Genomic DNA, 14,504 nt, shown 5'->3' with positions numbered 1-14,504 from the left:
TCAGACCTCTACCGACCGGAAAGGGACACGGCTAACAGACCGGAGGGGCCGTGGGAATACGTTACGGCATCGCCCTGAGCATTGCGCGCAGCGTCTTGGCGGCGGAGCGGAAATGGCTTGCCCCTCGGCCTCGGCCCACCGTCCGGGCGTCCACGCATTGTTGGCCCCCGCCATCGGCCCGCCGTAAAGCTCCGCCCCGGATGTGGCGTCGATAAAGGCCATCAGCAAATCGTAGTTCGTGCGCAGCAATGCGGTGGCCGCCGCCCAATCCAGACCCGATTGCCGTTGCCGCAGGTCGCGATTGTAGCGCTTGAGATCATTCCACTTGTAGCCCTGTGCGGGGAAAAACACGGGGATCCCCGCCTGACCATCGGCGTACCATCCCAAAAACAGACCGATCCAATGGGCGCGGTGGGCGATCACATCCTTGATCGAGGTATCGTCCTCGCCCTTTTTGAGAGCTGTGGCCGCGTCAATCGTTGCGATCAGCCTTGTCAGCTTTTCAAATTCGAACTGTGTAGCGGCGCGTAAATCCGTTTTACAGGTTGCGGCCATGACGCATCTCCTTTGCACACAGACCTGCACCCGTACGGGGCAAGCGGCCTTGTGATACATCAAATACCACAGTCCCGCCCGTCAATTTCCTGTTCTTTCCGCGCCATCTGCGTGCTTAACTGCGTCACACTGATCCCGCACGAAAGGACCCACATATGTTGCGCCCCCTCACCCGCACCGCCATGCTCGCCGCGACCTTGGCGCTTGGCCTTGCCACAGCCCCCCACGCGGCACAGGCCCAAGCCCTCATCACCTTTGATGATCTCGACGCCTTTGAATACATTCTGGACAACTACGGATCGGTCACGCGCGACATCGACAGCGAAGGCGACCCGATGTTTTCCGGCACCATCGACGGGCTACGGTATATGATGCACTTTTACGGCTGCGACGGGGCATCGGAGTGCAACAACGCGACCTTTACGGCGTTCTTTGACGGGGCCGACTACAAAACCGACCTGCGCACGGTCAACGCCTTTAACGAAGAGCACCGGTTCGGCAAAGCATCGGTCGACGAGGATGGCGACCTCAAGGTCAATTACTCGTTCACGTTTCTGGGTGGCCTGACTTATGACACGCTCGACGATACCGTGGATTGGTGGCGCGTGATTTTGGAGCAAGTCGACGAATTCTTTGGCTAATGGCCCGCGCCTCGCCCTGCGTGCGATCGCATGCGGGGCGGCACAGAATCCGGCCTCCCGCACGCACAGCGGCCGAAATGCGGCGTTTAAAACGGAACCAAAACCGCATAACTTTCCAAAAGCGCCGAAAGACACCCGGATTTTGTAACTTAATTTCAAAAATACCCGCCACCTGCGACACTTTATTCAATTCGGAGGGCGTTTTTACGGTTGACGCCCCCGCGCCGCAGTCCTAAGTTCTCACCAACTCAGTCAAAGGAGCGAACGCCATGCTTGGCATTCTTGTGGTACTTATTGGAACAACGCGCATGGGCCTGTAATCAGGTTGACCATATCGGTTCCCATGCGCCCCCGAAATTCGGGGGCTTTTTTATTGCCTGAACACGCGGTTCGCCGCAAAACCTACCCGACGGGTCACCGTCAAAACCTATCCGGCGGGTCACCGTCAAAACCTACCCGACGGGTCACCGTCAAACACCATGACACGAGACGCATAGAGGAAAAAGAGATGACACGTCAGATGACCGGCGCTCAAATGATCGTCCAAGCCCTGAAAGATCAAGGCGTCGACACGATATTCGGCTACCCCGGCGGGGCTGTGCTGCCGATTTACGATGCTATTTTCCAGCAAAACGATATCAAGCACGTCCTCGTGCGCCACGAGCAAGCCGCCGTACATGCCGCCGAAGGCTACGCAAGGTCAACAGGCCGCCCCGGTGTGGCGCTTGTCACCTCCGGCCCCGGTGCGACAAACGCCGTGACGGGCCTGACGGATGCCTTGCTCGACAGTATTCCGATTGTGGTTCTCTCGGGTCAGGTTCCCACATTCATGATCGGCACAGACGGGTTCCAGGAGGCCGACACCGTTGGCATCACCCGCCCGTGCACCAAACACAACTGGCTCGTCAAAGACACCGAGAAACTGGCCGAAACACTGCATCAGGCGTTCCATGTCGCCACAACCGGTCGCCCCGGTCCGGTGTTGGTCGATCTGCCCAAAGACGTGCAGTTCGCCGAAGGTGAATACACCGGCCCCGCAAAGGTCAACATCAGCCACTACCAACCCACGGTCAAAGCCTCGATCGAGGATATCACCGATGTTGTGGCGATGATCGAAAAGGCCGAGCGCCCCGTGTTCTACACCGGTGGCGGCGTGATCAACTCCGGCCCCGCCGCATCACAATTGCTGCGCGAACTGGTGGCGGCCACCGGTTTCCCGATCACATCGACGCTCATGGGCCTCGGGGCCTACCCCGCCTCTGGCGAACACTGGCTCGGGATGCTTGGCATGCACGGTCTTTACGAGGCCAACATGGCGATGCACGGCTGTGACCTGATGATCAACATCGGTGCGCGCTTTGACGACCGAATCACCGGCCGCATTCAGGACTTTTCGCCCAACTCCAAGAAGATCCACATCGACATTGATCCCTCGTCCATCAACAAGGTGATCCGCGTCGACAAACCGGTCATCGGTGATGTCGCCCATGTTCTTGAGGATATTCTCAAGGTCTGGAAATCGCGTGGACGCAAGACCGCCAATATCGACGCGTGGGTCGACCAGATCGCCCAGTGGCGTGCCGTTGAGTGCCTGAGCTACAAAAACTCGGCAACGGTTATCAAGCCGCAGTACGCGCTGCAACGCTTTGAGGCGCTGACCAAAGGGATGGATCGCTACGTGACCACCGAAGTGGGCCAACACCAGATGTGGGCCGCACAATTCCTCGGGTTCGAGGACCCGAACCGTTGGATGACCTCGGGCGGTCTTGGCACCATGGGGTACGGCTTTCCGGCGTCGATCGGCGTGCAGATGGCGCATCCGGACGCGCTTGTCGTCAATGTCGCGGGGGAGGCAAGTTGGCTGATGAACATGCAAGAAATGGGCACGGCGATGCAATACGGCGCCCCCGTCAAGCAGTTCATCCTCAACAACGAACGTCTTGGCATGGTGCGCCAGTGGCAGCAATTGTTGCACGGCGAGCGCTATAGCTCCTCGTGGTCCGAAAGCCTGCCCGATTTCGTAAAACTCGCCGAAGCCTTTGGCGCAAAGGGCATTCGCTGCTCCGATCCTGCCGATCTGGATGATGCGATTATGGAAATGATCAACTACGATGGTCCGGTGATCTTTGATTGCCTGGTCGAAAAGCACGAAAACTGTTTCCCGATGATCCCGTCAGGCAAGCCGCACAATGAAATGTTGCTCGGAGAGGCGTCCACCGATGGTGCCATCAAATCCGACGGCGCGGTTCTGGTGTAAGGAGAGAAAACATGTCAGCTCTAAATATCAAACAAGGCACGTCCAGCCACTCCGCCTATGATCTGCGCGACTACCATGCGGAGGTGATCGAGAAACACACCCTCGCCGTGTTGGTCGACAACGAAAGCGGCGTTCTGGCCCGCGTGATCGGCCTGTTTTCGGGTCGGGGATACAACATCGAGAGCCTCACCGTGGCCGAGGTGAACCACGACACCCACCTGTCGCGCATCACCATCGTCACCACAGGCACCCGTGACGTGATCGAACAGATCAAGGCACAGCTTGGCCGCATCGTCCCCGTTCACGACGTCCACGACCTCACCGTCGAAGGCCCGTCGATCGAGCGCGAACTGGCGCTGTTCAAGGTCGAAGGCACAGGCAACAATCGCATCGAGGCCTTGCGCCTTGCGGAAATTTTCCGCGCCAATGTGGTCGACAGCACGTTGAAAAGCTTTGTGTTCGAAATGACCGGCCCGTCCGAGAAAATCGACGCCTTTGCCGACCTGATGCGCCCTCTCGGCCTGATCGAAACGGCCCGCACCGGCGTTGCGGCCCTCGGGCGTGGCGCGGACTAACCCCGCACGCACATCGAACACTGGACCAAAAGACAAAGCGGGCTTCACAATGAGGCCCGCTTTCGTATTCGCACCTTCGCCGCCCACTGGCACGGCCTTCACCTAGGGGGCGCGTTCACTTTGTGCGAACACCTTCTGAACGGGTTGCGACATTTTGCTGATATGGGTGTAGCCAACCAGACGGCGTGCCGCCATCATCTCGGCCATCGTTGATCCGATCCGCTTCAGGGCAACAGGCTCCATAAGCGTCCCCCCTGTTACAAACCGTTGTGTCACAATGGAATAGCCGTAGAACAAATTCGGGTTGCCCATAAAGGCGTTCTCGAGAAACCCCATATCCCAAATCGGCATGTTCCGCACAATCGAGAGATAGGAAATACCGCCAGGGTGTTGAAAGAAAACCCCGGTCATACGCCGCTCATAAAGCGCCTTGGGTAGTCCGACACGCTCCGCGAGATTGCGGGTTAACACAGCGAACATCTGCATAGACCCGTCCGGTTCAAGACGCACCGACACCAGATTGACCACCAAATGCTCTGTGTCTGTTGAGGACCTGCGCATCATCAAATAGGCGCCAGGGACCAGATTTTTGCTGTCCACCTGTAAAATGCCGGCCTCCTCGATGGCCGACCGGATGCGGGTGCCACCGCCGGCATAGATGACTTCACCGTTGGAAATTTCTGACAAAGGCTCGAGCAATATGCGCGCATCGACCTGAAAGAACGTGCAGATCTGATGCAAAACATCCGGCCGGGGAAAGGCTTCGCCCGACAAGTACCGGTTGTACTGTGTGCGGTTGATGCGCAAATCCCGACACAGTTGGGCGATGGACGGTGCGGATTTACTCAGCTCGCGCAGGTTCGCACCGAATACAGAGCGCAGATATGCAGGCTCCGGCTTGGCAGAGGGGGGGGGACGACCTTGACCAAATTTTTGCACGACACCAAGCCTCCTGAACGCAGAGCAATGGATCTGACAACGGACCTGACGCTAACTAGCAACAGATCAAAAACTCTAGACACGACTAACACCCCGACATTCTTAGAACTTACTGTGTAAAATGCAAGTTTACAGATGAAACCCCTTTTTCGTGACGCCATTTAACGTCACATTACCTAAGGGAAAGATACATAATCACATATTTTGTGCCCCACGCGGTCATGCGATAAATTTAATTTCAATTTGAAAGAAATCAGGACGTATTATGTTTGGTATTGTGCTTTGGTCGAACCCGCAAAAGCGAAAGGCTGTTGTTTGGTGCAGTGACCACGGCGATTTGGCCTATGTCGAATCCCGCGATTGCATGAGCGGTGCCGGGGACCTGCCTTTGGCGGGAACGTCCTGTGTGATCGAATTCCATCATAAAAACGGGCGGCGGGTCTGCAACAAACTTGTCCCGATGGGCGGCCACCCCCTACACGACCTTCCTGACATATTGAAAGATATGGCGGAGACGGACGCCGGCGCCACGTCCGGCGGATCGCCACTGGCCCGGACACAACGCAAAAGCGCCCACCCCGCGTCCCTGTCGCGGCGCACGGACACGCGCTCCATGCCCATGCGGGCGGCCAATTGCGACAAGGAGATCATCCCCAAAATCGGGTAACACCCCGCCCTCCCGATCTGGTGACGGGGCAATGGCCGGCGTGTCGGTGAACACGATCTGCCTGCTTTCGCGGGCAGACCGGATTTGCCGCAAACGGTCTATTTGCCCCCCGACAACCGCGCCGTAGCGGACGCCGTCACAACAGGCTTGCGGCCTCGACCGTTGCAATCCCGAGCGCCTCGCCGACAGCGGCGTAGGTCAACTGGCCATCGTGAACATTCAGGCCGTTGAGCAGGTGCGGATCCGCGCGACATGCCTCTTTCCATCCCTTATCCGCAAGCGCCACCATAAACGGCATCGTGGCATTGCCGAGCGCAAGCGTTGAGCTGCGGGCCACCGCGCCGGGCATATTGGCGACGCAATAGTGCATCACACCGTCGATCTCGTAAACCGGATCCTTGTGGGTTGTGGCCCGCGAGGTTTCGAAACACCCGCCCTGGTCAATCGCCACATCCACCAACACCGCGCCTGTTTTGAGGTCTTTGAGCTGATCACGCGAGATGAGTTTGGGGGCGGCGGCCCCGGGAACAAGCACCGCACCGATGATCATATCCGCCTCACGCGCCAACTCCGCCGTGGCCGATTTCGATGCATAGCCGGTTTTGAACAGACCGCCGAACTGGTCGTCGAGCTGACGCAAGCGCGGCAAGGAGCGGTCCAGTACGGTCACATCCGCCCCCATCCCCGCCGCGATCCGCGCCGCGTGGGTACCGACAACCCCGCCGCCAATCACCAAGACCCGCGCAGGCGCCACGCCCGGAACACCGCCCATCAACACGCCGCGCCCGCCGTTGGCCTTTTGCAAGGTCCACGCGCCGACCTGTGGCGCAAGCCGTCCCGCGACCTCCGACATCGGGGCCAAGAGCGGCAAACCACCACGGGCATCGGTCACGGTTTCATAGGCGATGCAGGTCGCCCCGGAGGCCAAAAGCGCCTGTGTCTGCGCCGGATCGGGCGCAAGGTGCAGATAGGTAAACAGAATTTGACCCTTGCGCAGCATGGCGCATTCAACGGGCTGTGGCTCTTTGACCTTGACGATCATGTCGGTGGCCGCAAAGACCGCTGCGGCATCAGGGGCGATGTGCGCACCGACGGCGGTGTAATCCGCATCCGAAAACCCCGCGCCAAGTCCCGCATCGGTTTCGATCAGGACACTATGGCCGTGGGCGATGGCCTCGGCGGCGGCATCGGGCGTTATGCCGACACGAAACTCTTGGGGTTTGATCTCTTTCGGGCATCCGATATGCATGCATCTCTCCTGTACGTGCGGGCCAAGTTATAAAAACAAGTTTTCTCCACATCCGATGGGAAAACCTGCGTAAAATTGACCGTCAGGTGTTAGCTTTGGGATTAAATCCCGAAACGCCGGCCGTATTTGGTGAAATCTTGCAAAAATTGACGCACCGCCGGTCCCACCCTCAACCACAGGGCAGGCACGCCCCCTGTCACCCGTCAAAGGCAGACCCCACCACTGAACCGCCCACGGACATACCGTGGCGGCCCGATTTGGGCCGTCCTCCCACCCAGTTTGGACAGCCTGTGCCTGACCTGTGCGCGACCTGTCTTACGAGCCTTTTGTCGGGCGCTTCATCGCCTCGGCCAGAGCCGCGCCAAATCCGCCCTGACTTTGCGCGGGTTTGGGCGGTGCAGCGGTGGTTTTGGCTTTGTACGGTGTTTTGGATTTGTACGGTGTTTTGGATTTCGAGGCACCGCGCTCTGTGGCGGGCGGTGGCGCACCGCCGTCTTTGCGCATACTCAACCCGATGCGTTTGCGGGCCACGTCGACTTCGGTGACGCGCACCCGCACCACATCGCCGGTTTTCACGATCTCGTGGGGGTCTTTGACAAACCGGTCGGCCAATTGGCTGACATGAACCAACCCGTCCTGATGGACGCCGATATCAACAAATGCGCCAAAGGCCGCGACATTGGTCACGGTGCCTTCCAACGACATCCCCGCCTTGAGGTCCGCCATGGTTTCGACCCCCTCGGCAAAGGTAGCGGTTTTAAAGGTCGGGCGCGGATCGCGGCCCGGTTTTTCAAGCTCGGACAGGATGTCGCGCACCGTGGGCAGGCCAAAGCTGTCATCGACAAACTGTTCGGCCCGCAGCCCCGACAAGGCGGCGCTATCGCCCATGATTGCACGGATATCACGCCCGCAGGCCTTGACGATTTTTCGCGCCACACCGTAGGCTTCGGGGTGGACGGAGGAGGCATCGAGTGGCTCGGTGCCATCCGTGATCCGCAAGAACCCCGCACATTGCACAAAGGCCTTTGGCCCCAACCCCGCCACCTTGAGCAAGGCTTTGCGGGTCGCAAACGGGCCATTGGCATCGCGATGCGCGACGATGGACTGCGCCAGTGACGGCCCGAGCCCCGCGACATAGGACAACAGCGGCGCGGAGGCCATATTGAGGTTGACGCCCACCGCATTCACCGCGTCCTCCACCACCGCGCCAAGCGATGTATGCAGGTGACGCTGATCAACGTCATGCTGATACTGACCAACACCAATGGCCTGTGGTTCGATCTTGACCAACTCGGCCAAGGGGTCTTGCAAACGCCGCGCGATAGACACCGCGCCACGCAGCGACACATCGATGTCGGGAAATTCCCGGGAGGCCAGTTCGGAGGCCGAATAGACCGAGGCCCCCGCCTCCGACACGATGACGGGCGTGGGGCGCGGGGTGCCGGTTGGCAGCGCCTTGATCACCTCGGCCACAAGCCGCTCGGACTCGCGACTGGCCGTGCCATTGCCGATCGCGACAAGAGCGATGCCGTGCCGCGCGATCATCTGTGTCAGGGTCGCTTTCGCCCCGTTCACATCATTGCGCGGCTGAAACGGATAGATCGTTGCGGTCTCGAGCAACTTGCCCGTCTCGTCGACCACGGCAATTTTACACCCCGTGCGAATACCGGGATCAAGGCCCAAGGTGGCGCGCGCCCCCGCAGGAGCGGCGAGCAACAGGTCGCGCAGGTTGCGGGCGAACACGTCGATGGCATCGGCATGGGCGCGGCGGCGCAGGTCGGTCAACAGGTCCATGAACATCGCCGTACCCAATTTGACGTTCCACGCCCAACCGGCCACCTCGCGCAGCCACACATCGCCCTTGCCCGTCCCCGAAATCCCGATCTCGGCAGCAATGATGTCAATCACCCGCGCCAACCCCGCCTCGGGGTCGGGCGCAATATTGATCGTCACGATCTCTTCTTTGGCGGCGCGTAAAATGGCCAAGGCACGGTGCGACGCGATGGTGGACCACTTTTCACTGTGATCGAAATAATCGGAAAATTTTGCCCCCGCGTCCTCTTTGCCTTTGGACACTTTCGCGGTGATCAACGCCTCTTTTTGCATCACATCGCGCAAGCGGCCCAACAGGGCGGCGTTCTCGCCCAACTGCTCGACCAGAATGTCACGCGCCCCCGTCAACGCATCCTTGGGCGTTTCGACCGCCTCGCTCACATAGCCCTGTGCCAAAACCGCCGGATCGGCGGCGCGGTCGGCCAGAATGCCCTGCAACAGCGGCTCCAACCCGTTTTCACGCGCAATCATCGCTTTGGTGCGGCGTTTGGGTTTGAACGGCAGGTAGAGGTCTTCGAGAACGGATTTGGTGTCGGCCTTGGCAATGTCGCGGGCCAGAGCGTCGGTCAGTTTGCCCTGTGATGTGATCTCGCCCAGAATACTCGCGCGGCGCTTTTCCAGATCGCGCAGATAGTCCAGCCGTTCGGCCAGACGGCGCAGTTGCGTGTCATCCAACCCGCCGGTGGCCTCCTTGCGATAACGGGCCACAAACGGCACCGTGTCGCCGCCATCCAACAGCGCGACCGTGGCCGTGACCTGATCGGGGCGTGCGCCAATATCGGCGGCAATCGTGCGGGCAATACGGTGAGCGGTGGCGTCGGTCATGGCGGGCTCCAATACGGTCTCGGGAGATCCGTGATACCGCCACAGACAGACCGCGCCAAGCCCTTGTCCGCGATAAAATGCACATGGTCCGGTCAGGGCCGCCACGGCCCCTGCGCCCCGCCCTATCGTTGGGTGTGCTGCCAGTCGGGGGCCATCCACGGGGTCGCCTCATCACGGGGCAACGGCGCTTTGCCAAGGATGTGATCCGCCGCCTTTTCACCCGTCATGATCGACGGCGCATTCAGGTTGCCGTTGGTGATTTGCGGGAAAATAGAGCTGTCCGCCACCCGCAGCCCCGCCACACCAATGACGCGGCATTCGGGGTCGACCACGGCCATCGGATCGTCCGCCGCGCCCATGCGACAGGTGCCACAGGGGTGATAGGCGCTTTCAACATGTGCGCGGATAAAGGCGTCGAGATCCGCATCCGATTGCACATCTGCGCCCGGTTGGATTTCGTGGCCGCGAAACGGTGCAAAGGCCGCTTGGCCGAAAATCTCGCGGGTCAGGCGGATACAGGTGCGAAAATCACTCCAGTCCTCCGGATGCGACATGTAATTGAACACGATATTGGGTGCGTCATCGGGATCCGCCGAAACGAGCGAGACCGCACCACGAGATTTGGACCGCATCGGGCCGACATGGGCCTGATAGCCGTGGCCCTCGGCGGCGGCCTTGCCATCATAGCGCACGGCAATGGGCAGGAAATGGTATTGAATATCGGGATACTCGACCCCCGCTTTCGAGCGGATAAAGGCCGTGCTTTCGAACTGGTTCGACGCGCCGATGCCCGACCGGGTGAACAGCCATCGCGCCCCCACCCATGCCTTGCCCAACAGGTTCCAGTATTTGAACAGGGACACGGGTTTGGTCGCCGCCTGCTGGATATAGAGTTCCAAGTGATCTTGCAGGTTTTGCCCGACCCCCTGACGGTCCGCGACGACCGCGATTCCGTGTTCGGCGAGGTGGTCAGCGGGGCCGATCCCCGACAGCATCAACAGTTTGGGCGAGTTGATCGACGAGGCCGACACGATCACTTCCGTGTCCGCGTGGATCACCTCGATCTTACCTTTGCGCTGCACCTCGACCCCTGTGGCGCGACCGTTTTCAATCACAACCTTTCGCGCCAAAGCCCGCACAATGGTGGCCTTGCCCGTGGCGAGGGCGGGTTTGAGATAGGCCTTGTACGCCGACCACCGCTCGCCCTTGTGGATGGTGGCGTCAAAGGGGCCAAAGCCCTCTTGCTGTGCGCCGTTATAATCGTCGGTGTGCGGGTAACCCGCCTCGACGCCCGCCTCGACAAAGGCGGTGACAAGCGGGTTATCACGTGGCCCGCGCGAAACGTGCAGCGGGCCATCGTGACCACGCCACGCCGCATCGCCGCCGTGGCCGCCATCGTCCCAGTTTTCCATGCGTTTATAATAGGGCAGCACATCGGCATAGGCCCATCCATCTGCGCCCATCTCGGCCCATGTGTCGAAATCACGGGCGTGGCCGCGCACATAGACCATGCCATTGATCGACGACGACCCGCCCAACACCTTGCCACGCGGGGTGGCCATCCGCCGCCCGCCCAGATGCGGCTCGGGCGCGGTTTCAAAGCCCCAGTTATAGCGCGACATGCCCATCGGATAGGACAAGGCCCCCGGCATCTGGATGAACGGCCCCGCATCGGTGCCGCCATGTTCAATGACGATGACGGTTTTACCGGCCTGAGCCAAACGGTAGGCGATGGCGCAGCCCGCAGAGCCTGCGCCGATAATGATGTAATCAGCGTGCATGATCGCTCCTTCAGAACGCGGCTTCGGTATCGTTCATCCCGACATAGACCGTCTTGATCTGGCTATAGTGCTCAATCGCCGCCTTGGAGTTTTCACGCCCCACACCCGAGGCCTTGACGCCCCCGAACGGTGCCTCGACGGGCGTGAGATTATAGGCGTTGATGTAACAGGTCCCTGCCTCGAACGCGGCGGCAACACGGTGTCCGCGGGTGAGATCATTGGTGAACACCCCGGCGGCAAGCCCGAATTCGGTGGCATTGGCCCGCGCGATGGCCTCGGCCTCGTCCGTGAACCGCAGCACCGACATGACCGGTCCGAAGATCTCCTCGCGGGCGATGCTCATCCCGTCGGTGACATCGGCAAAGAGCGCAGGTTCGATGTAGAACCCGTCGCCGTCCAATACAGCCCCGCCCTTGACCAGACGCGCCCCCTCGGCACGACCCGCCGCGATATAACCCGCGACGATCTCGCGTTGCCGCGCCGACACCATCGGGCCGACGGTGGTGGCCTCATCCATCGGGTCGCCAATGACAGCGCCGTCCATGCGCTCGGCCACACGGGCGACAAAGGCGTCATAAATCGCGTCCTGAACAAAAACCCGCGTGCCGTTGGAACAGATCTGGCCCGTGGAATAGAAATTGCCGTTGATCGCGGCAGAGACCGCGTTTTCAAGGTGCGCATCCTCAAACACCACGATGGGGGATTTGCCGCCAAGCTCCATAGTGACGTGGCGCATCCCCTCGGCGGCGGCCGCGTAGACCTTGCGCCCTGTCGGCACCGAGCCTGTGAGCGAGACCTTATTCACGCGCGGATCGGTGACAAGCGCACCCCCCACCGCACCGTAGCCCTGCACCACGTTGAACAGACCGGCGGGGGCGCCTGCCTCGATCAGGATTTCGGCCAGTTCGAGCGCCGAGAGCGGCGTCATCTCGGAGGGTTTGAACACCATCGCATTGCCGCAAGCCAACGCAGGCGCGGCTTTCCAACTGGCGATCTGGATCGGGTAGTTCCACGCGCCGATACCGACGCAAACGCCCAAGGCCTCGCGCCGTGTGTAGACGAAATCACCGCCCGCAATCGGGATGTGCTCCCCCGTCAGCGTCCCTGCGAGGCCGCCGAAATACTCAAGCGCATCGGCCCCCGAAGCCGCATCGGCCACGAGCGTTTCCGACAGGGGCTTTCCCGTGTCATGTGTTTCGATCTCGGACAGGGCGCGATTGCGGTCACGCATGATATCCGCCGCTTTGCGCAACACCCGCCCGCGCTCAGAGCCCGACAGCGCCGCCCACCCCGCTTGCGCCGCTCTGGCACTGTCCAGAGCGGCGTCGATGATGGCGGGTGTGGCGGCGTGCAGCGTGGCGATCACTGCGCCGGTGTGCGGGTACACCACCTCGATCACCTCGCCTGCGCTGTCCTCGACGTAGCGGCCATTGATGAAATGGCTCGCGGTGGGTTGATAGCTCTGTGTCATATTTACTCCTGCGGTCCCGCGAGGGGGGCCATGGGGTCGGGGTCGACGCTTTCGATGGAAAGGTCGTCGTTTTCATGGATTTCGGTGCATTCGGCGGCGATGGCGCGCAGCACATGGTCGGAGCCCTCGGTGCCATCGGGTTCGCGCAGGGTGGCATCGGGATGGCGGATGGATTGCGTGTCGAGCGCGTAGCGCAGGTACAACCCGTCAATCAGCCCCGCAATGCGCCGCGCCACATCGGGGGCGCGCTCGCCCACCTTGGGGCGCAGCGCATCGACGAGGTTGGAATGCAGGCGGCGTTGGTAGACGTAGAGCAACCGCCGCGCAGGTTCGGAGCGCAATGACAGCGCGTAGAAATTCACCCACGCCGAGATCGCCGCCCGCCGGAAACTGGTCATGCCGAAACTGGCCCGTGCGATGGCCGCAAGCCGGTCATCCGGTGTCTGCGCATCCTTGAGGGCCGCGCGGACATCGGCGCTGTATTCGCTCAGGATGGACCGCATCGCCGCGAGCAACAGCCCCTCTTTGTCGCGAAAATAGTGAAACGCCAACCCCGGAGAGACCCCCGCGCTTTTGGCGATCTGGCTCGTCGTCACATTAAGCGTGCCTGTCGTGCCGATTTCGCGGATAGTGGCTGCGATAAGTTCGGCCCTGCGTTCTTCTTCGGGTTTGCGTAACATGGCGTGCTCGCGTTTGGCTGTTGCTTTTCTCAAATATGGCATTATTAATTGACTCGTCAATCAATAAGATTTTGCACCATCATACTCACCTCAAAAGGGGACCCTATGAAACTTGCTCTTACGACATCCGCCCTCGCCCTTTGCGCCGCGTCCGCCATGGCAGATTGCTCCACCGTCTCTTTTTCCGACGTCGGTTGGACCGATATCACCGCCACAACGGCCGTTGCCACAACCGTGATCGAGGCCCTGGGCTACGAGACCGAAACGCGCCTGTTGTCCGTGCCGGTGACCTATGTGTCGCTGTCCGAGGGCGATATCGACGTGTTTCTGGGCAACTGGATGCCCACGATGGAAGCCGACATCGCACCCTATCTCGAAAACGGCACCGTAGAATCCCTGCGCGCCAACCTTGAGGGCGCCAAATACACGCTTGCCACCAACGCGGCGGGCGCAGCCCTCGGCATCACCGATTTCGCCTCCATCGCGGCGCACGCCGATGCGCTTGACGGGACAATTTTTGGCATCGAGCCGGGCAATGACGGCAACCGTCTGATCCTGGATATGATCGCGGCAAACGCCTTTGACCTCAAAGAGTTCGACGTCAAGGAAAGCTCCGAGCAAGGGATGCTGTCACAAGTGGCCCGCCTGTCGAAAAAGGACGAACCGATTGTCTTCCTCGGTTGGGCGCCCCACCCGATGAACGCCAATTTCGACCTCACCTACCTGTCGGGTGGCGATGAGTGGTTTGGCCCGAATTACGGCGGCGCGAATGTCCACACCAACACCCGCGCCGGCTATGTCACCGAATGCGCAAACGTTGGCACCTTGCTCACCAACCTCGCATTCTCGCTCGAGATGGAGAACGAGATCATGGGCGCGATCCTCAACGATGGCATTGACGCATCGGACGCCGCCAAAACATGGCTTGCGGCCAACCCCGCCGTGCTTGACGCATGGCTCGACGGCGTAACAACCATGGATGGCGGCGCGGCATTGCCCGCTGTTAAATCCGCCCTCGGCCTCTAAACTGG

General features: G+C 60.6%; 12 protein-coding genes. 5 read left to right on the top strand and 7 right to left on the bottom strand.

Annotation, left to right across the window (positions count from 1 at the left end):
* Positions 1 to 555 carry a ClbS/DfsB family four-helix bundle protein gene (locus tag ACN0Q0_RS06190; RefSeq protein WP_417242515.1) on the bottom strand — a complete coding sequence of 185 codons (555 nt, stop codon included), beginning with the start codon at positions 553 to 555 and terminating at the stop codon, positions 1 to 3.
* Between the two features lie 155 nt (positions 556 to 710).
* On the opposite strand from ACN0Q0_RS06190, the gene ACN0Q0_RS06185 reads away from it, so the two are divergent.
* From ACN0Q0_RS06185 to ilvN, 3 genes are all read left to right on the top strand, one after another.
* Complete coding sequence (locus ACN0Q0_RS06185; RefSeq protein WP_417242514.1) at positions 711 to 1,196, top strand: YbjN domain-containing protein; 486 nt, start codon at positions 711 to 713, stop codon at positions 1,194 to 1,196.
* Between the two features lie 508 nt (positions 1,197 to 1,704).
* The gene (locus tag ACN0Q0_RS06180) at positions 1,705 to 3,453 is read left to right on the top strand and encodes an acetolactate synthase 3 large subunit (RefSeq protein WP_417242513.1); all 1,749 of its coding nucleotides are present in this window, start codon (positions 1,705 to 1,707) and stop codon (positions 3,451 to 3,453) included.
* Positions 3,454 to 3,464: 11 nt separating this feature from the next.
* Positions 3,465 to 4,028: an acetolactate synthase small subunit gene (gene ilvN / locus ACN0Q0_RS06175; RefSeq protein WP_417242512.1), complete on the top strand. Its 564-nt coding sequence runs from the start codon at positions 3,465 to 3,467 to the stop codon at positions 4,026 to 4,028.
* 102 nt (positions 4,029 to 4,130) lie between these two features.
* Here ilvN and ACN0Q0_RS06170 read toward each other — a convergent pair whose 3' ends face one another.
* Positions 4,131 to 4,967 carry a hypothetical protein gene (locus ACN0Q0_RS06170; RefSeq protein WP_417242511.1) on the bottom strand — a complete coding sequence of 279 codons (837 nt, stop codon included), beginning with the start codon at positions 4,965 to 4,967 and terminating at the stop codon, positions 4,131 to 4,133.
* A 265-nt stretch (positions 4,968 to 5,232) separates the two neighbouring features.
* Between ACN0Q0_RS06170 and ACN0Q0_RS06165 the strand changes: the two genes are divergently transcribed.
* On the top strand, positions 5,233 to 5,634 hold the full coding sequence (locus tag ACN0Q0_RS06165; RefSeq protein WP_417242510.1) for a hypothetical protein: 402 nt from the start codon (positions 5,233 to 5,235) through the stop codon (positions 5,632 to 5,634).
* Between the two features lie 136 nt (positions 5,635 to 5,770).
* Here ACN0Q0_RS06165 and ald read toward each other — a convergent pair whose 3' ends face one another.
* From ald to betI, 5 genes are all read right to left on the bottom strand, one after another.
* Positions 5,771 to 6,883, bottom strand: a complete 1,113-nt coding sequence (gene ald / locus ACN0Q0_RS06160; RefSeq protein WP_417242509.1) for an alanine dehydrogenase — start codon at positions 6,881 to 6,883, stop codon at positions 5,771 to 5,773.
* 315 nt (positions 6,884 to 7,198) lie between these two features.
* Complete coding sequence (locus ACN0Q0_RS06155) at positions 7,199 to 9,541, bottom strand: Tex family protein (RefSeq protein WP_417242508.1); 2,343 nt, start codon at positions 9,539 to 9,541, stop codon at positions 7,199 to 7,201.
* A 122-nt stretch (positions 9,542 to 9,663) separates the two neighbouring features.
* Complete coding sequence (gene betA / locus ACN0Q0_RS06150; protein WP_417242507.1) at positions 9,664 to 11,322, bottom strand: choline dehydrogenase; 1,659 nt, start codon at positions 11,320 to 11,322, stop codon at positions 9,664 to 9,666.
* Positions 11,323 to 11,332: 10 nt separating this feature from the next.
* Positions 11,333 to 12,793: a betaine-aldehyde dehydrogenase gene (betB, locus tag ACN0Q0_RS06145; protein ID WP_417242506.1), complete on the bottom strand. Its 1,461-nt coding sequence runs from the start codon at positions 12,791 to 12,793 to the stop codon at positions 11,333 to 11,335.
* Positions 12,794 to 12,795: 2 nt separating this feature from the next.
* Complete coding sequence (gene betI, locus ACN0Q0_RS06140) at positions 12,796 to 13,515, bottom strand: transcriptional regulator BetI (protein WP_417242505.1); 720 nt, start codon at positions 13,513 to 13,515, stop codon at positions 12,796 to 12,798.
* 63 nt (positions 13,516 to 13,578) lie between these two features.
* On the opposite strand from betI, the gene choX reads away from it, so the two are divergent.
* Positions 13,579 to 14,499, top strand: coding sequence for a choline ABC transporter substrate-binding protein (gene choX / locus ACN0Q0_RS06135; RefSeq protein ID WP_417242504.1), 921 nt, complete (start codon positions 13,579 to 13,581; stop codon positions 14,497 to 14,499).
* Positions 14,500 to 14,504: the final 5 nt, after the last annotated feature.

It is taken from the genome of Celeribacter sp. (genome assembly GCF_048259695.1).
In the GTDB taxonomy this organism is placed as follows: Bacteria; Pseudomonadota; Alphaproteobacteria; order Rhodobacterales; family Rhodobacteraceae; genus Celeribacter.
This window is presented reverse-complemented; position numbering and strand designations above follow the sequence as displayed.

Bases quoted from the DNA above. Each gene is read 5' to 3' on its own strand.
- ACN0Q0_RS06190 (WP_417242515.1), bottom strand. From the start codon at position 555: ATGGCCGCAACCTGTAAAACGGATTTACGCGCCGCTACACAGTTCGAA.
- ACN0Q0_RS06185 (WP_417242514.1), top strand. From the start codon at position 711: ATGTTGCGCCCCCTCACCCGCACCGCCATGCTCGCCGCGACCTTGGCG.
- ACN0Q0_RS06180 (WP_417242513.1), top strand. From the start codon at position 1,705: ATGACACGTCAGATGACCGGCGCTCAAATGATCGTCCAAGCCCTGAAA.
- ilvN (WP_417242512.1), top strand. From the start codon at position 3,465: ATGTCAGCTCTAAATATCAAACAAGGCACGTCCAGCCACTCCGCCTAT.
- ACN0Q0_RS06165 (WP_417242510.1), top strand. From the start codon at position 5,233: ATGTTTGGTATTGTGCTTTGGTCGAACCCGCAAAAGCGAAAGGCTGTT.
- ald (WP_417242509.1), bottom strand. From the start codon at position 6,883: ATGCATATCGGATGCCCGAAAGAGATCAAACCCCAAGAGTTTCGTGTC.
- ACN0Q0_RS06155 (WP_417242508.1), bottom strand. From the start codon at position 9,541: ATGACCGACGCCACCGCTCACCGTATTGCCCGCACGATTGCCGCCGAT.
- betA (WP_417242507.1), bottom strand. From the start codon at position 11,322: ATGCACGCTGATTACATCATTATCGGCGCAGGCTCTGCGGGCTGCGCC.
- betB (WP_417242506.1), bottom strand. From the start codon at position 12,793: ATGACACAGAGCTATCAACCCACCGCGAGCCATTTCATCAATGGCCGC.
- betI (WP_417242505.1), bottom strand. From the start codon at position 13,515: ATGCCATATTTGAGAAAAGCAACAGCCAAACGCGAGCACGCCATGTTA.
- choX (WP_417242504.1), top strand. From the start codon at position 13,579: ATGAAACTTGCTCTTACGACATCCGCCCTCGCCCTTTGCGCCGCGTCC.